Source organism: Corynebacterium sp. HMSC29G08 (genome assembly GCF_001806875.1).
In the GTDB taxonomy this organism is placed as follows: Bacteria; Actinomycetota; Actinomycetes; order Mycobacteriales; family Mycobacteriaceae; genus Corynebacterium.
The window spans coordinates 1-15,469 of sequence record NZ_KV786236.1 but is presented as its reverse complement, the minus strand read 5'-3'; the positions used below and the strand labels follow the sequence as shown (position 1 = coordinate 15,469).

The 15,469-nt window shown below is 59.2% G+C and carries 18 protein-coding genes and 2 pseudogenes; 12 read left to right on the top strand and 8 right to left on the bottom strand.

Annotated features, from left to right (window positions below; all coding sequences use genetic code 11):
* Window positions 1-70 precede the first annotated feature (70 nt).
* From HMPREF3101_RS12560 to HMPREF3101_RS04705, 9 genes and pseudogenes are all read left to right on the top strand, one after another.
* Window positions 71-457 (top strand): annotated as a pseudogene (locus HMPREF3101_RS12560) (AAA family ATPase); the annotation flags it as partial.
* Between the two features lie 48 nt (window positions 458-505).
* Window positions 506-1,324: an ATP-binding protein gene (locus HMPREF3101_RS04740; RefSeq protein WP_246816649.1), complete on the top strand. Its 819-nt coding sequence runs from the start codon at window positions 506-508 to the stop codon at window positions 1,322-1,324.
* A gap of 50 nt (window positions 1,325-1,374) precedes the next feature.
* Complete coding sequence (gene thiO / locus HMPREF3101_RS04735) at window positions 1,375-2,463, top strand: glycine oxidase ThiO (protein WP_070463230.1); 1,089 nt, start codon at window positions 1,375-1,377, stop codon at window positions 2,461-2,463.
* A gap of 9 nt (window positions 2,464-2,472) precedes the next feature.
* Window positions 2,473-2,682, top strand: a complete 210-nt coding sequence (gene thiS, locus HMPREF3101_RS04730; RefSeq protein ID WP_371327069.1) for a sulfur carrier protein ThiS — start codon at window positions 2,473-2,475, stop codon at window positions 2,680-2,682.
* Between the two features lie 3 nt (window positions 2,683-2,685).
* Window positions 2,686-3,468, top strand: coding sequence for a thiazole synthase (locus tag HMPREF3101_RS04725; RefSeq protein WP_070463227.1), 783 nt, complete (start codon window positions 2,686-2,688; stop codon window positions 3,466-3,468).
* A 115-nt stretch (window positions 3,469-3,583) separates the two neighbouring features.
* On the top strand, window positions 3,584-4,570 hold the full coding sequence (locus tag HMPREF3101_RS04720; RefSeq protein WP_070463225.1) for an ABC transporter substrate-binding protein: 987 nt from the start codon (window positions 3,584-3,586) through the stop codon (window positions 4,568-4,570).
* Window positions 4,571-4,589: 19 nt separating this feature from the next.
* Window positions 4,590-5,552, top strand: a complete 963-nt coding sequence (locus HMPREF3101_RS04715; protein WP_070463222.1) for a FecCD family ABC transporter permease — start codon at window positions 4,590-4,592, stop codon at window positions 5,550-5,552.
* Entirely contained in the window at window positions 5,549-6,316 is a 768-nt protein-coding gene (locus HMPREF3101_RS04710; protein ID WP_070463219.1) for an ABC transporter ATP-binding protein, read from the top strand. The genes HMPREF3101_RS04715 and HMPREF3101_RS04710 overlap by 4 nt, the downstream gene beginning before the upstream one ends.
* A gap of 11 nt (window positions 6,317-6,327) precedes the next feature.
* On the top strand, window positions 6,328-6,618 hold the full coding sequence (locus tag HMPREF3101_RS04705; protein ID WP_052205164.1) for an ArsR/SmtB family transcription factor: 291 nt from the start codon (window positions 6,328-6,330) through the stop codon (window positions 6,616-6,618).
* Between the two features lie 28 nt (window positions 6,619-6,646).
* Here the strand turns inward: HMPREF3101_RS04705 and HMPREF3101_RS04700 are convergent, their stop codons facing one another.
* The 8 genes from HMPREF3101_RS04700 to HMPREF3101_RS04665 form a co-directional block, all read right to left on the bottom strand.
* On the bottom strand, window positions 6,647-7,513 hold the full coding sequence (locus HMPREF3101_RS04700) for an urease accessory protein UreD (protein ID WP_070463216.1): 867 nt from the start codon (window positions 7,511-7,513) through the stop codon (window positions 6,647-6,649).
* Window position 7,514: 1 nt separating this feature from the next.
* Complete coding sequence (gene ureG / locus HMPREF3101_RS04695; RefSeq protein WP_052205166.1) at window positions 7,515-8,129, bottom strand: urease accessory protein UreG; 615 nt, start codon at window positions 8,127-8,129, stop codon at window positions 7,515-7,517.
* 21 nt (window positions 8,130-8,150) lie between these two features.
* A complete protein-coding gene (locus tag HMPREF3101_RS04690) occupies window positions 8,151-8,870 on the bottom strand; it encodes an urease accessory protein UreF (protein WP_052205167.1) in 720 nt (239 codons plus the stop codon).
* Window positions 8,851-9,318 carry an urease accessory protein UreE gene (locus tag HMPREF3101_RS04685; protein ID WP_052205168.1) on the bottom strand — a complete coding sequence of 156 codons (468 nt, stop codon included), beginning with the start codon at window positions 9,316-9,318 and terminating at the stop codon, window positions 8,851-8,853. Before HMPREF3101_RS04685 ends, HMPREF3101_RS04690 begins: the two co-directional genes overlap by 20 nt.
* 78 nt (window positions 9,319-9,396) lie before the next feature.
* Window positions 9,397-11,109 (bottom strand): urease subunit alpha, encoded by a 1,713-nt coding sequence (gene ureC / locus HMPREF3101_RS04680; protein WP_070463214.1) that lies wholly within the window; start codon window positions 11,107-11,109, stop codon window positions 9,397-9,399.
* A gap of 33 nt (window positions 11,110-11,142) precedes the next feature.
* Window positions 11,143-11,454 carry an urease subunit beta gene (locus HMPREF3101_RS04675; RefSeq protein WP_052205170.1) on the bottom strand — a complete coding sequence of 104 codons (312 nt, stop codon included), beginning with the start codon at window positions 11,452-11,454 and terminating at the stop codon, window positions 11,143-11,145.
* A gap of 14 nt (window positions 11,455-11,468) precedes the next feature.
* Window positions 11,469-11,771, bottom strand: coding sequence for an urease subunit gamma (locus HMPREF3101_RS04670; RefSeq protein WP_070463211.1), 303 nt, complete (start codon window positions 11,769-11,771; stop codon window positions 11,469-11,471).
* A 60-nt stretch (window positions 11,772-11,831) separates the two neighbouring features.
* On the bottom strand, window positions 11,832-12,995 hold the full coding sequence (locus HMPREF3101_RS04665) for a DMT family transporter (RefSeq protein ID WP_070463208.1): 1,164 nt from the start codon (window positions 12,993-12,995) through the stop codon (window positions 11,832-11,834).
* A gap of 342 nt (window positions 12,996-13,337) precedes the next feature.
* Between HMPREF3101_RS04665 and HMPREF3101_RS04660 the strand changes: the two genes are divergently transcribed.
* From HMPREF3101_RS04660 to HMPREF3101_RS04650, 3 genes and pseudogenes are all read left to right on the top strand, one after another.
* Complete coding sequence (locus HMPREF3101_RS04660; protein WP_256365744.1) at window positions 13,338-14,489, top strand: ThiF family adenylyltransferase; 1,152 nt, start codon at window positions 13,338-13,340, stop codon at window positions 14,487-14,489.
* Window positions 14,490-14,494: 5 nt separating this feature from the next.
* A complete protein-coding gene (locus HMPREF3101_RS04655; protein WP_070463202.1) occupies window positions 14,495-14,929 on the top strand; it encodes a hypothetical protein in 435 nt (144 codons plus the stop codon).
* Between the two features lie 120 nt (window positions 14,930-15,049).
* Window positions 15,050-15,469, top strand: a pseudogene (locus HMPREF3101_RS04650) (glutathione S-transferase family protein); the annotation flags it as partial.

Below are 15,469 nucleotides of genomic sequence, written 5' to 3'. Positions count from 1 at the left end.
GTCAGGTTTAGCTCGACAATCCTGTCAAGTTCAGCTCGACAATCCTGTCAAGTTCAGGTATTTTCGCAGTATGAGAGCTTATCGGCCGCGGATTCTTGATTCAGTTTTAGAGCAGTATCTCAAGGCTTCATCAGCGGTGAATATCACTGGTGCAAGGGCAACTGGGAAGACAACTACCGCTCTCCAGTCAGCTAATTCCTCAATCCAGTTGGACGGGCAGCGACCGGAGATAATTGAAGCCGCATCGCTAAACCCATCGGCAGTCCTTGAAGGCGATGCGCCACGTTTGATCGATGAGTGGCAGCTGGCACCAGATCTCTGGGGCGCGGTCCGTCGGGCTGTGGATGCGGACCCAACGCCGGGTCGTTTTCTACTTTCGGGATCAGCATGGCCAGATGACACAGCTCTGCGTCATTCCGGGGCAGGAAGAATCATTGACCTTCCAATGCGCCCGATGACCCTATATGAGTCGGGCGACTCAACGGGAAGCTTTTCCCTTTCCCGCGTGTTCCAAGGTGAAGCTCCTGTACAGGGGCAGCAGCTCAGCCCCCATTCAATTGATGACGTCTGCGCATTGATCACCCGAGGCGGATGGCCGGCATGGGTGGACAGGGAGGCTGACCAGGTCGAACTCCTTGTTGAGGGTTACATGGACACGTTGGCACAGCGCGATTTTCCTTTCGTGGGTGGGCCGCGCCGATCGCCTCAGCGCCTTCTCCATTTTCTTCGGGCGTATGCTTCACTCACCGCTCACCCAGCCCCGCTGAGCACAGTGCAAGAGCGTCTGGGGGAAGATGGTGTGGAGGTTGGTGAACGGTTTGGGTACCAGTTCCATGAGTTTGCAAGCCGGATGCATCTCGTCGAAGACCAGCCGCCATGGGCACCGGCACGCAGGTCTAAAACTCGGCTGAGTGCCACGCCTAAGCGCCACCTCGTAGACCCTTCGCTTGCCGCATCTGCGCTAGGTGCTTCCCATACGGCTCTTGCTGTCGACCCGCGCACTCTTGGATTCCTTTTTGAATCACTCGTATTGCGTGACCTGCGGGTGTACAGCCAACCGTTGCGCGGCACCGCTTTCCATTTCAGGAACAAGGATGGCACAGCCGAAATGGATATTGTGCTTGAGCTTCGAGACGGTCGCTGGGTCGGAGTCGAAGTGAAACTATCACCACAGGCAGCTAAGGAAGCCGCCCCACGTTTACGCGAAGTCGCCGACACCATCGGAAGGCCCCCAGAAGGACTGCTGATTGTCACGCCAACAGGTACGGTCGCAGAAGTTGGTGAGCGCACCTGGCTCGTGCCCATCGGATTGCTCGGCCCTTAGGGAACAACTGATCCCTCCCCCCATCATCCACACGGCGTACGGTAATTCCCATGGAAAACATGAACGTCGCCGTTATCGGTGGGGGCATCATCGGCTTGACTTCCGCGCTGACGCTGGCGGAGCGGGGCCATACGGTCACGGTGTTTGATCCGGCGCCAGTGTCTGGCGCTTCCTGGCATGCGGGTGGCATGTTGGCGCCTACGGCGGAGGTTGTGTACAAGCAGGAGCCGCTGTTTCCGCTGATGAACGCTGCCGCCACGTGGTATCCGGAGCTGATCCAGCTGGTGAACAAGTACAGCGATTTGCTCACCGGGTATCGCACGGACGGCACGTTGGTGGTAGCGCGAGATCGCGCGGATAACACGCACCTGGAGGAGCTTTCCGCCTACCAGGCCCTGCACGGGATGGAGGTCAACCGCCTAACTACCCGTGAGGCGCGCAAGCGCGAGCCTGCGCTGTCGCCTGCGTTGGCGGGTGCAGTGGAGATCATCGGGGATCACCAAGTGCAGCCACGTCTGTTTGCACAGGCGTTGCTGGATGCGTGCGCGAACGCGGGCGTGACAATTGTTCAAGAGGCGGTCACCAACGTCGATGACGTCGACGCTGACCAGGTGCTGATCGCTGCGGGCCTTGGCGCGGCGGAGATCACCGGCTGGTTTATGGGCGCAAACCCGCTTGAGCTGCGTCCTGTCTACGGCGATATCCTGCACGTGCGCGTGCCCAAGCACCAGTTCCCGCTGCTGGATCGTGTGGTGCGCGGCTTTGTGGAGGACCGCCCGATTTATCTCATCCCGCGTGGTGATGGCACGTTGACCATCGGCGCCACCACGCGTGAGGACGGCCGCGCCGAACCCCAGGTCCAGGGCGTCTATCAGCTACTGCGCGACGCGATTGAGGTCTGCCCGGCGCTGGAGGAATGCGATTTTCTTGAGGCGGACGCCGGTGCGCGTCCGGGCTCGCCAGATGACCTGCCATATTTGGGCCGGGTCAGCGACCGCGTGACGGTATCTACTGGTTATTTCCGCCACGGTATTCTTCTAGCCGGCATGGCGGCGCGTTGCGGGGCCGATCTGGTGGAACAAAAAGCGCCTGCAATATCGTTGGAAGCGTGTGACCCCTGGCGTCATCAACGGGCTTAGGAGGTAGCCATGGCCATTACTCTCACAGTGAATGATGAAACCCGCACGACGGAGGCGGCGTCGGTTGTACAGCTGGTGCACGAGGTGCTCGGCGAGGTGCCGGAGGCTGGCACTGCGGTAGCACTCGACGGTGACGTGGTTCCGCGCTCGGTTTGGAACACCACCGAGCTTGCTAACGGTGCACGCGTAGACATCCTCACCGCAGTTCAGGGGGGCTAAGCGTTGCTTTCCATTGCAGATAGGCAGTTCGGCTCACACCTGATTATGGGTACGGGTGGGGCGAGCTCGATGGATATGTTGGAAAAAGCGCTGGTGGCTTCGGGGACGGAGTTGACTACGGTGGCAATGCGCAGATACGCCAAAGCCCCCACTTCCGGCGAGAGTGTCTTTGACATGCTGCAGCGTCTGAACATTGCGCCGCTGCCAAACACGGCGGGGTGCCGCACGGCGCGTGACGCGGTGATTACGGCGAAGCTTGCGCGTGAGGCGCTAGGCACCAGCTGGGTAAAGCTTGAGGTGATCGCGGATGATCGCACGCTGCTGCCCGACGTGGTTGAAACCGTTGATGCCTGCGAGATGCTGGTCGCGGAAGGTTTTACGGTGCTTGCCTACACCTCCGATGATCCGGTTGCGGCGAAGCGTCTGGAGGATCTTGGTGCGGCGGCGGTCATGCCGCTGGGCTCCCCCATCGGCACCGGCTTGGGTATTTTGAACCCGCACAACATTGAGCTGATTTGTTCGCGTGCCGAGGTGCCCGTGCTTATCGACGCTGGCGTGGGCACCGCCTCCGACGCCTCCCTTGCCATGGAACTGGGCTGTTCAGGCGTGCTGTTGGCTAGCGCCGTGAACCGTTGCCAGGACCCGGTAGCTATGGCGGAGGCGATGCGTCTTGCGGTAGCGGCTGGCCGTCTGGCGCGCGAGGCCGGCAGGATCCCGAAGCGGGAACACGCGGTGGCATCCTCAAGCTTTGACGGCCTGGCTAGCTGGGCAGATCAGGTGCTGTAACTAGCCCCTTTTTAGGGCCTTTTAGGGCCACCGTAAGGGTGAAACTTGTTTGACGGTGCAAGACGTAGGACACTTCATTCAAACACTAGATTGACCGTTTGAAGGAAGGTTCATCATGCGTCGTCTACTTCCCATCTCTTTGATCTCCGCGCTTGCGCTGGCTGGCTGCGCCGGTGGCGAAACTGACACCACCACTAGCACTGACACCAGCGCCGAAGCTAGCGCCAAGCAGATCGACAACTGCGGCGTCATGATTGATGCCGCTCCGACTGTTGAGCGCGCGGTTGCCCTTGAGCAGGGCGCGTCTGACACCCTGCTGCTGCTGGGTGCTGCGGATCAGATCGCTGGCGTTGGCCACCAGAAGGACAACCCGCCGGAGGGATTCGAGACCCCGAAGATCATTGCACCGAGTATTCCTACTGCTGAGCAGATCCGTGCGGTGGACCCAGACTTTGTGTACTCCCCGTTCCGTTTGGTGTGGACGGCGGACTCTGCGGGCACCCGTGAGGAGTGGGAGAAACTGGGTGTTCGCACCTACCAGTCCAACGTGGAGTGCCAGGACCACGGCGAGAACAAGGGTAAGAGCACCTTTGAGCTTGTAGAGCGTGACATTACGGAGCTCGGCCAGCTTTTCGGCCACGAAGACACCGCGGCTGATCTAGTAGAGAAGCTTCATGAAACCAAGGAGGGTGCTGCCCAGGCGCCAGACGGCACGACGTTTGCCATGGTGTACTCCACCGTCGGTGGTGCGCCGTATGTGGCTGGTGGCCCGTCCATTGTCACGGAGATGGGTGACTCAGTAAACATGGTCAACGTGTTTGCCGATGTGAAGGAAGAGTGGCCGCAAATTTCCTGGGAGGCTTTGGCGGAAGCTGACCCGGACGTGCTCATCTTGGGGGATCTGCCAACGCGTGGTGAGCCGGGTGATACCTGGGAGGAGAAAGTCGAGGCGCTTAAGGCAACGCCGGGTGTCAACAGCATGCGTGCAGTGAAAGAGGAGCGTTTCATTGTGATCAACGGTGTGACCACTTCCCCGTCGGCGCGCTCCTACCAGGGCCTGCAGCAGATCTCTGACGCGATTGAAAACGGTATCGCAGAGTAAGAAGTAAGAACCGAAAAGCGTGAAGAAGTCCATCGCCTTCGGGCTGTTATCACTGCTGGCGCTTGCGGCGGCGATTGTTGTTTCGCTGCCGCTTGGCTCTAGCGGTATCTCCGTGTTTGATTTGGATAGCATGTCGCCTGTGCAGCGGTCCATCCTGACGGAGTTGCGTCTGCCGCGTGTGCTGATGGCCGCGTGCGTGGGAGCGATTCTGGCGGTGTGTGGTGTGGCTATGCAGGCCATTACGCACAACGATCTGGCTGAGCCGTACCTGCTGGGTATTTCCTCGGGTGCGTCTACTGGTGCGGTGATTGCCATCATGTTCTCCACGTGGCAGTGGGGCATTGTGGTTGGCGCCGCCGTTGGTGGTTTGACGTCGTTTATGCTGCTGATGGCCCTGCTTCGTCATACGCGTGCTGATGCTACGCGTGTGGTGCTGACTGGCGTGCTGGTGGGCTTTTTGTTCCAATCTTTGACGTCGCTTGTTGTTACGGCTTCCGGTAACGCGGAATCCACACGCGGCATCATGTTTTGGCTTCTTGGCGTGCTGTCTGCGGCGCGCTGGAACACGCTTATTGTTGTTGCCATCGCTGGTGCGGTTGGCCTTGTGGTGCTGTGGTTGCTTTCGCGGCACTTGGATGCGCTGACGCTTGGAGACGCCACAGCGCACACCATGGGCGTTCCCGTTGTCGCTGTACGCTACACGGTGCTTATTGTGGTTTCCTTGCTCACGGCGGCGACCGTCGCCGCGGTTGGTGCAATCGGTTTCGTTGGCTTGATCGTGCCCCATGCAGTGCGCATGGTGCAGGGGCCGTTGCATGCTCGTTTGATTCCGGTTGCAGCAATCGTTGGCGCATTGTTTTTGGTGATTGCTGACGCGATTGCGCGTGTGCTGTTTGCACCCCAGGAGCTGCCCGTGGGTGTGATCACGGCACTGATTGGTGTGCCGGTGTTCTTCATCATCTTGAGGAGGATCAACCGATGATTGACATCAAGGTCCAAGCCCAGGTGCAGTCGTTCCGCCTCGATGTGGAGACTTCGATCCCTACCCCGGGCATCATCGGCATCGTTGGTCCGAATGGCTCCGGAAAATCCACTCTGCTGCGTGCGATGGCGGGAGTCAGTGACGCCAAGGGCAGCATTCTTTACGACGCCACGCCTCTGTCCTCCATGTCCCGCGCCGAGCGCGTGCAAACGGTAGCTTACGTGGCGCAAAGCCACGGCACCTTGCCGGATCTGACGGTCCAGCAGCTGGTGGAGATGGGCCAAAGCGCCGCCTACGGTTTGTTCGGGCGTGGCAGTGGCGGTGATGAGGCCATTGTTGAAGAGGCGCTGATCCACTCCGACCTGGTGGAGCTGAGAGATCGCTCCCTGCGTGCCCTTTCTGGCGGGCAAGTGCAACGCGCAATGACGGCACGAGCGCTAGCGCAAAACGCGAAGTTTTTGCTGTTGGATGAGCCGACCAACCATTTGGACCTACACCACCAGTACCGGCTGATGAACATGCTGGAGCACGTGGGCACCCACCACGGCACCACCGTGGTGTTGGCGCTGCATGACTTGGTGTTGGCCGCACGCTATTGTGACACGGTGCTGGTGATGGACCACGGCCACGTTGCGGCACTTGGGGATCCGAGTGAGACGTTGACGCCTGAGTTGCTGAAAGAGACGTTTGGCGTTGATGCCTCCCTACGCAAGGCTGATGGTGAACATTCCCTGATTGTCCACGGACCGGTGATTACGCACTAGGCTTAGTGGCTATGCGGTATCACGAGACTTGGGCAGAGGTATTCAAAACCCTAGGTGACACCACGCGGCTTCGACTCTTGGACGCCATGCATACGGCAGGCGAAAACAAACTGACCGTCACTGACCTGGCAAATGCAACTGGCACGCGGGTGGCTACAGCTTCTGCGTCTTTGCGCGCTATGGAAAAGATGGGCACGGTGCGCTCAATCCGGGAGGGCCGTAGCATTTTTTACGGTCTTGCAGATGAGCGCATCCACCGCCTCCTCCACTGGGCTGCGGATTACGCGGACCCAGAGGAGTAACCCCCTATACCTGGCGCTCGTACTGGATTTAGTACTGGCGCAGGTGCACCTTGCCTTGGCTACGCAGCTCGGAGCGAACCACGTTGGCTGCGCGAAGCACCACTTCCATGAGGTGCTCGGTGCGGTTAGCCACACCACGCAGCACGAACCCAGGTACATCCGTTGGGGTGACGGATGCCTGCACACCCTCGACGTCACTGATGGCGTCACGGACCTGAGCAATCAGGTCCTCATCCACCTGCGGGTCGAAGCAGATGGCGGTGGAGAAGTGGGTGTTTTCTCCCAAAAACGTTGGAGAAGCAATCTCCTCACGCTCTTCCAGCGGCTGGATCCGCATGTTGTCTACCAAGGCCAGCTTGTCCCCTACGCGCACTGTTGAGCGCAGGTGCGCCTGACGGTAGCGGAACATCTCCTTATCAGGAGACCAGCCTGGGGTGACAATGTCTGAAAGGAACACGTGGCCTTCAGGATCCACCTCAACCGTCATGTGCTGGCGGTAGTCCGCGTCACGGTACAGGATCAGCTGATCCGGAATGTACTCCAGCACAGCACCCGCACCTACCTTGAAGTGCAGGTGTTGGGTCACATGCGAACCCGGGGTGCGGTACACCTTGGTTGCTGACTGGTCTGTCAGCAGCACTGAGGCACCATCAGCAACGCTGACGGCAATATCGTAGGAGTCTCCTCCCACGTATCCCCCGCCGGGGTTGACGGTGATGTAGTAGACCTGCCCACTGTCATCCAGGTAGTGCGGGCGGATGATCTTCAGCGCACCGTCGTGGTACTGCTTGGTGGCCACGGAACGGCCAGCGCGAACAGCAATCCCCAGATCAAGGGTGCCGGTGAAATCCGTGCCGGGAGCTTTGTTGAAGCGTTCTGGCGAAATGGACCACATACTAGCCCTTGATGTCCTGCATCAGGACGTCACGGCGGATCCACTGCAGTACTTCATCCAGGCCCTCATCAGTCTTGAGGTTGGTCAGCACAAACGGCTTATCCCCACGGAACTGCTTCGAATCATCAGCCATGACCTGCAGGTTGGCGCCAACGTACGGAGCCAGGTCCGTCTTGTTAATCACAAACAGGTCAGACTTGATCATGCCCTGGCCCGCCTTGCGCGGGATCTTCTCGCCCTGGGCTACGTCAATGATGTAGATGGAGAAATCCACCAGCTCCGGGGAGAAGGTAGCAGACAGGTTGTCGCCGCCGGACTCCACGAACACCAGCTCCAGGTCCGGGTGGCGCTCAATAAGCTCCTCGTAGGCGGCCTCGTTCATCGAGGTGTCCTCACGAATCGCGGTGTGCGGGCAGCCACCGGTCTCAACACCGATAATGCGGTCCTTCGGCAAAATGCCTTCGCGCGCAAGGATCTTCGCATCCTCGGTGGTGTAAATGTCATTGGTAATAGCGGCCATGGAAACCTCACCGTCGAGCGCACGGGTGATGCGCTCAATCAGCTGGGTCTTGCCGGAGCCAACCGGCCCGCCGATGCCAACCTTGATAGTGGTCATAATGTTTCAATTCCTTTCGTTTTAAGACATGAACATGCGCGAGCGCATGTACTGATGTTCCATCTGCGCGATCTCAAGCCGCGGGAAGGACACACCGAGATCAGCCACGTCGTGTGCCAGAGTCTCCTCCGCAAACTTCGGCAGATACTCGTACACATCAATCAGGATCCGCTGTCCAGCGTCTTGGCCGAGCGGGATGGCACGGATGGCGTTTTGCGTCATCGAGTTAGCCATCTGCATCAAGTATGCCGATACCGCGGTGTGTTCATCCACCCCGGCGGCGCCCAACACCAGACCAGCGGCAATGCCGGGGTTGCCAAAGAACTCGCGCTTGCGCAGGCCGGCGTCGTAGGCGTCAACCAGCGCATTGTCAGCGTCCATAATCTTGGCAACCTTGGCCATACGCTTGCCCATTGCCTGCATGGATGCACGCAGCTCCTGCGGGGTCTGCGTTGCGTGGCAAATCTCATCCAACTCACGCAGCGCAACGATTGCCTGCTCCTGCTCCAGGTTGGCAGCTTGCAAGCGCACCGCCAAAAGCACCGCCAGGGCTTCACCGTAGGTGGCCTGGTGTAGGTAGCCAACCAGCCAGCGCAGGTAGCTCTCTGGGTCATGAACCTCATCACGCTGGATGTAGGTCTCTAACCCTGCGGAGTGTGCGAACGCGCCTGTAGGGAGAGCGGAATCGGTGATGTGCCACACCACCAGATTCGCACGCGCGTTAGTGGGTGTGTTCTGCATGACGGAAAGCCTTCGGCATGACGTAGTCACCGCGGTGGTAGTCCACGGACATGTGATCCAGGTGGTGTTCAACCGTGTGGTCATAGCGCACAACCATTACCTCAGCGTTGAACTGGCTGTCCTTGCCAAAGAACTGCGCCTGCAGGTGGCGGTTACCCAAGGAGTGAGCCACTTCCAGCGCCTCTTCAATGGTCTTCGGAGCGATCACCAGCACGTCCAGCGGAGCCATCTCTGCGATGACGTAGCCGTTTTCGGTTTCAGCCAGGATGTCGCCATCTTCCAGCTCACGCACGGACTTATCCAGCTGCAAGCCCATCTCCACCCCACCGGCGGTGGTGACGCGCTGGATGCGCTTGAGTCGGCTTTCATTGTCAAACACCACCCGGTCTGCAACACGGGCGCCTTCGCCCGCGTCCCGAATGTTGCCACGAAGTTCGGTGACAATCATTGTGCTCTCCTTCATAAATAGCGAGAGCGGAGTGGCCAAGGCCTCTCCGCTTTCAGGGTTTGAATGACGTGCTACTGACTAGAACAGGAAGTAGCGCTGCGCCATCGGTAGAACCTCGGCCGGCTCAGAGGTGATCTCCTTGCCGTCCACGGACAGAACGTAGGTCTCCGGGTCCACCTTAATGTCTGGCGTGGCGTCATTGTGCTTCATGTCCTTCTTGGAGATGTTGCGCATGTTCTTCGCCTCGACAAACTTGCGGCCAATGTTCAGGGTGTCCGGTACGCCGGCCTCGATCGCAACCGTCGGTAAGAAGGTAACCGAGGTGCGTGCAGCAGCGTGGCCGTATGCGCCGAACATGTTGCGCATGGTGCGCGGCTGCGGGGTCGGGATCGATGCGTTGGAGTCACCCATCAGGGCACGAACGATGAAACCGCTCTTGAGTACCAGGTACGGCTTGACACCGAAGTATGCCGGCTCCCAGATAACCAGGTCAGCAATCTTGCCTTCCTCAACGGAACCAACAGCATGGCCAATACCAGCGGCAATCGCCGGGTTGATGGTGTACTTGGCAACGTAGCGCTTGATGCGGTTGTTGTCGTTGTCCTGGGTATCACCCTCCAGCGGACCGAACTGCCCCTTCATGCGGTGAGCAACCTGCCAGGTGCGCAGTACAACCTCACCGACGCGGCCCATTGCCTGGGAGTCAGAAGAGGTGATGGACAGTGCGCCCATGTCGTGCAGGACGTCCTCAGCTGCGATGGTCTCGCGGCGGATGCGGGAGTCAGCGAATGCCACGTCCTCCGGCAGGTCCGGGTTGAGGTGGTGGCACACCATGATCATGTCAAGGTGCTCATCCAGGGTGTTCACCGTGTACGGCAGGGTCGGGTTGGTCGACGCCGGCAGCACGTTCGGCAGGCCAGCTGCCTCGATGATGTCCGGTGCGTGGCCGCCGCCAGCACCCTCGGTGTGGAAGGTGTGGATTACGCGGTCACCGATTGCAGCCAGGGTGTTGTCCACAAAGCCGCCCTCGTTCAGGGTGTCGGTGTGGATTGCAATCTGAATGTCCAGCTCATCCGCAACGGTCAGTGCGGTGTCGATGGAGTTAGCGGTTGCACCCCAGTCCTCGTGGATCTTCAGGCCGATTGCACCAGCGCGGATCTGCTCACGCAGCGGGTTCGCGTCAGATGCGTGGCCCTTGCCCAGGAAGCCAACGTTGACCGGGAAGTCACGGGTTGCCTCGATCATGCGGGTGATGTTGGCCGCACCGGAGGTCACCGTGGTTGCGTTGGAGGACTCAGCCGGGCCAACGCCGCCACCGACCAGGGTGGTGGTGCCGTTGTCCAGAGCAACCTCTGCCTGCTCCGGGGAAATGTAGTGAATGTGGGTATCCACAGCACCAGCAGTCACAATGCGACCCTGGCCTGCAATAACCTCGGTGCCAACCCCAACGACAATGTCAATGTCGTCCTGCACGTCCGGGTTACCGGCAGCACCGATCTTGGCAATCTTGCCGTCCTTGATAGCAATATCCGCAACGTAAATGCCGGTGTAGTCAACCACGGTCGCACCCGTGATAACTACGTCCGGAATCTGCTCGTCGCCCATCGTGCGGCTGTTCTGCCCCATGCCGTCACGGATAACCTTGCCGCCACCGAAGGTGACTTCTTCACCGTAGTGGGTCAGGTCCTTCTCAACACGTGCCACGAGGTCGGTATCGGCCAGGCGAATACCATCGCCTGCAGTCGGGCCGTAGAGCTCAGCGTACTGTCGACGCTCCATCTCAAATGCCATTGTCTAATGCCTTTCTTGTAGAGATTGGGTGGACTAGTCGAGCTTCCCGTTGACCTTGCTGTTGAAGCCGTAAACCTCACGGCTTCCACCAAAGTCAATCAGGTTGACGGTGCGGCTATCGCCGGGCTCAAGGCGCACAGCGGTGCCAGCTGGGATGTCGAGGCGCTTGCCCTTAGCTGCTTCGCGGTCAAACTCCAGGGAAGCGTTTGCCTCAGCGAAGTGGAAGTGGGAGCCGACCTGCACAGGGCGATCCCCTCGGTTGGTCACCTCGAGGGTCAGAGCCTCGCGGCCCTCATTGATGGTCAGCGGGCCATTGTCAGAAATGAAGTACTCGCCAGGAATCATATGTTTCACTCCTCTTAGCGGATCGGGTTGTGGACGGTAACAAGCTTGGTGCCGTCAGGGAAAGTTGCCTCAACCTGAACGTCAGAGATCATCTCGGGCACGCCCTCCATGACGTCATTGCGGCTAAGAACCTCAACGCCCTCACTCATCAGCTGCGCCACGGTCTTGCCGTCACGAGCACCCTCAAGCAAGAAGTCCGAAATCAGTGCTACGGCCTCTGGGTGGTTGAGCTTCAGGCCACGCTCCTTGCGGCGGCGAGCCACATCGGCGGCGACCACAATCAGAAGCTTTTCCTGTTCACGCTTAGTCAGATGCATTGACTGCTCCTTATGGTTGTCGGCCCCGCGGGAGTCTCTCCCGCTAGGGCCTTGGATTAGTTACAGCTTTTTCGGATTTTCCGGAACGTCCTCCGGTGAGTGGGCAGGTGCCAACCCCTCCCTTTGTAGCTGTTCCGAAAGATTCGTGTCTGGATTTTCTTCGTCCGGTTTCTTCTTTTGGCCGAAGAGCATTGCAAACAAACCGTTTTGGTAGGCAACCGTTGCCAGAATCATCAGCACACCGACGATCTGCAGCGTGGACGGGATCTCACCGAACAGGGGCGCTGCAATGATGACGGAGGTAACCGGCGACAGCAGCAGGATGCCAGCGGACAGCGTCGGGTCGAGCCAGACGGAGCCGTACTGGACCATGGTCCACGCAAGTGCCTGGCCAAAGACCGCCAGGGTGATCAGTGCGATCCAGTTGCCGGTAGTCAGCGGGTCACCCAGGGTGGTCTCCGGGTTCACTGCCGGCAGGACGCCGTCAACCAGCACACCGTTGGTGAAGTCGAAACCGCCGCGTGGGGAGAAAGTGTATGCCACCACAATCGGGGCAATCATCTGGGTGATAGCCGTGTACATCATCGGCTGGACGTAGAGGTCCTTACGTGCCGAGGTACCAGCCTTGCGGGAGAAGTACAGGTAGAAGGAGTAGCAGATGCCAGAGGTCAGGCCGAACGCGGTACCCAAAATTGCGGTCTTAACGCCGTAGATGGTCTCTGGCCCGGTCGCCTCAGCAGAGCCTTCAAAAACGCCACCGGTCAGCAACACGCCAACAGCCATGATTGGCACAAGCACGAGGAACACCGGCGGAATCTTGTACTTATCAAAGATTGCCGCAAGCATCGGCACAATGATGACCTGCAGGTTCAGCAAAACAGCTGCCACGCCGGCACCGATGTAGAAAATGGAGTAGTTCCAGGCAGTAAAGTCAATACCCAGGAACACGCCAGAGACCAGCGAGAGGATGACAGCCTGCTTGCTCAGCTTTTCCTTCTTCTTCATCTCCCAAATAGCGAAGGGCAGAAGAATCAGAAAACCGAGAAAGACACGAAGAAAAGCCTGGGTAGCCGGGTCCATGTTCGAGGCCTTCACCTGCAGCGGGGTAGCTGCAAGGAAAGCTGTACCCAATGCCAGGACAGCAAGAGCGCTGCCGTGTGACACGGGCTTCACTGGCGAGGACGTTGCCACGCCAGCTGCGCTGTTAGGAGTAGTAGTTGACATAAATCTTACTTTAGGGCGAAAAAAGGGCTTATGACGTGCCAAACTTGCCACACTGCATAATATGCAGAAAAACGCATTGATCGGGACATGTAAGGCCAAGCCGAAAAGTATAATCTATAAATTGATTCATAATCCCTATCCCCCATTCCGGGGGTCCCATAGCCCACCTATCGGCACAAACGCAGCGGCAAGAACATTAGATAGTCCCATCGCACTCACAAAGCTGCCCAAGTTGACAAATTCAATTATACAATTGATCAAACGGACAATTGACCTTTGAGGGTTGAATAGTATTGCGTTACAACAGAAACGCAATACACACCAGGGACGTACATTGGTGCAGTGAGCAAGACACCTGAATTCCAGCTAACCCAGCTAACCCAGCTAACACTGCCCCGCGAGGAACTTGAGCGCACCGCCAGGCAGATGAACCTGCCCGGTTTTGGCCCCGAGCAACAGCAGCGCCTGCACAACGCGCACGTGCTGGTCATCGGCGCCGGCGGGCTTGGCTGCCCAATTATGCAAACACTTGCGGCCACTGGCGTTGGCAACATCACGGTGTATGACGATGACACGGTTGCCCTTTCCAACATCCACCGCCAGATCCTGTTTAACGCCGATGATGTAGGCAAGGCGAAGGTGGAGGTTGCCGCGAAGCGCATTCAAGCAATCCAGCCCCACATCACCGTGCATGCGCGCAGGCAGCGGCTTACGGAGGATAACTTCATTGAGGCGCTTGAGGGCATTGATTTGCTTATCGACGGCTCCGATACCTTCCAAACCAAATTCCTCGCCGCCGACGCCGCAGAGATCACCGGCACACCGCTGATGTGGGGGTCCGTGCTGCGCTACCGCGGCGACGTTGCCTTATGGTGGTCCGGCCCCGGCGCGCCAGATGGCGGTGTAGGCATGCGGGACCTCTACCCTGCCCAGCCGGATGCGGATAGCGTGCCGGATTGCGCAACCGCGGGTGTGCTTGGCGTAACCACGAGTGTGGTGGGCGGGCTTATGGCAACGGAGGCGGTGAAGTTCCTCACCGGCCTTGCCCCTGTGACCCCGGGACGGCTGCATATGTACGACGCGTTGAGCGCCACCATCCGCCACTTCAACGTTTCCCGCGACCCGGCGCGTGCGCTGGTTGAGGGCTTCGGGGTTTACGACGCTTCGTGTGCCCTTCCCAGCAACGACGGCCAGGAGCTGCTGGACTTGTTGGCCCGCGGCGAGGCGGTGGCGTTGGATGTGCGTGAGCCACACGAGAAGGTGCTTAGCGATATTGCGCATCCCGGGCAGAACCTCCCCATGAGCCAGGTGGCGCAGGACAGCAATGCAGCGGATCAGGTGTTTGCTGCGTTGCCAGCTGGCGACGTTATTGTCTACTGCGCCTCCGGCAAACGGTCAACTAATTTTGTTGAAGAATACGCAGGTAACGCAGCTAAATTCGGAATTCGGCTGCATTCCTTGCCTGGCGGGACTAATCGCTGGGCGCTACCCTAAATGTTATGCGTATCACACCAGCATTCACGGCAGCCGTTACCGCTGCCACCCTTGTAGGCGCCCTTGCACCGTCCGCAGCAGCCACCGGCAGCCGAGGTTTTGCCAACGCTGACGGCTCGGTGCGTTGTGAGCTCACTCAGTTCGACTCCACCCACGAAACCCTCTGCGTGTCCCAGCGTGCACGCGAATCCCAGCCGGAGTGCAACCCACCGCAGCACCTGATTCCGGCGATTGCTATCCAGGATCGCTTTGTTGGCAAGAAGTGCTGGAACCAGGGCTTCGGGCAGGAGCCGGAGCGCCTGCAGCCGTTCCAGATCCGCTCCTACGGCCAGGCGACAGTAATCCCTGGTTTTTTCGGCACACTGTACGTGCTTGACATTGCCCGCCTGGCGCTAATCCAGGCGGGTGCACACAACACGGTGCTGTTCGGAGCGCGCTAAACAACCCCCTTTCGGCCCCGCCCCTGTGCTGAACACTGTGCCGTGCACACCTGCCCTGGTTGGGAAAACAACCTATAGTTGACACATCACCAACTATTCACGTGGACAGGGAGGCCCCAAATCGCTACCGCCGCCAAGAGGGAAACACCGACGGACTGGGCAGGTGCCCCACAAAACGCCTCGACGGATGGCGAGTTCAAGCGAGATACCAACTACATTGGTGACCGCATCGTTGCATCAGTGACAGGGAACGAACCACAGCCTTCTCCTGACGGCGCAGGCGCAACCCTCCACTGGCCGGTGCAACCGAACCGCTACCGCCTTATAGCCGCGCGTGCCTGTCCGTGGGCACACCGTGCGGTCATTGTGCGTCGCCTGATGGGGTTGGAAAACGTGATCTCCCTTGGCTTGGCTGGGCCCACCCATGACAAGCGCTCCTGGACGTTCGATCTAGATCCAGGCGGGCTCGACCCTGTCCTTAAGATCCCTCGCTTGCAAGACGCGTATTTCAAGCGCTTTCCGGATTATCCGCGGGGCATC

Bases quoted from the DNA above. Each gene is read 5' to 3' on its own strand.
- HMPREF3101_RS04720 (WP_070463225.1), top strand. From the start codon at position 3,584: ATGCGTCGTCTACTTCCCATCTCTTTGATCTCCGCGCTTGCGCTGGCT.
- ureG (WP_052205166.1), bottom strand. From the start codon at position 8,129: ATGACCACTATCAAGGTTGGCATCGGCGGGCCGGTTGGCTCCGGCAAG.
- HMPREF3101_RS04705 (WP_052205164.1), top strand. From the start codon at position 6,328: ATGCGGTATCACGAGACTTGGGCAGAGGTATTCAAAACCCTAGGTGAC.
- thiS (WP_371327069.1), top strand. From the start codon at position 2,473: ATGGCCATTACTCTCACAGTGAATGATGAAACCCGCACGACGGAGGCG.
- HMPREF3101_RS04685 (WP_052205168.1), bottom strand. From the start codon at position 9,318: ATGATTGTCACCGAACTTCGTGGCAACATTCGGGACGCGGGCGAAGGC.
- ureC (WP_070463214.1), bottom strand. From the start codon at position 11,109: ATGGCATTTGAGATGGAGCGTCGACAGTACGCTGAGCTCTACGGCCCG.
- thiO (WP_070463230.1), top strand. From the start codon at position 1,375: ATGGAAAACATGAACGTCGCCGTTATCGGTGGGGGCATCATCGGCTTG.
- HMPREF3101_RS04690 (WP_052205167.1), bottom strand. From the start codon at position 8,870: ATGCAGAACACACCCACTAACGCGCGTGCGAATCTGGTGGTGTGGCAC.
- HMPREF3101_RS04700 (WP_070463216.1), bottom strand. From the start codon at position 7,513: ATGTGGTCCATTTCGCCAGAACGCTTCAACAAAGCTCCCGGCACGGAT.
- HMPREF3101_RS04665 (WP_070463208.1), bottom strand. From the start codon at position 12,995: ATGTCAACTACTACTCCTAACAGCGCAGCTGGCGTGGCAACGTCCTCG.
- HMPREF3101_RS04670 (WP_070463211.1), bottom strand. From the start codon at position 11,771: ATGCATCTGACTAAGCGTGAACAGGAAAAGCTTCTGATTGTGGTCGCC.
- HMPREF3101_RS04710 (WP_070463219.1), top strand. From the start codon at position 5,549: ATGATTGACATCAAGGTCCAAGCCCAGGTGCAGTCGTTCCGCCTCGAT.
- HMPREF3101_RS04675 (WP_052205170.1), bottom strand. From the start codon at position 11,454: ATGATTCCTGGCGAGTACTTCATTTCTGACAATGGCCCGCTGACCATC.
- HMPREF3101_RS04655 (WP_070463202.1), top strand. From the start codon at position 14,495: ATGCGTATCACACCAGCATTCACGGCAGCCGTTACCGCTGCCACCCTT.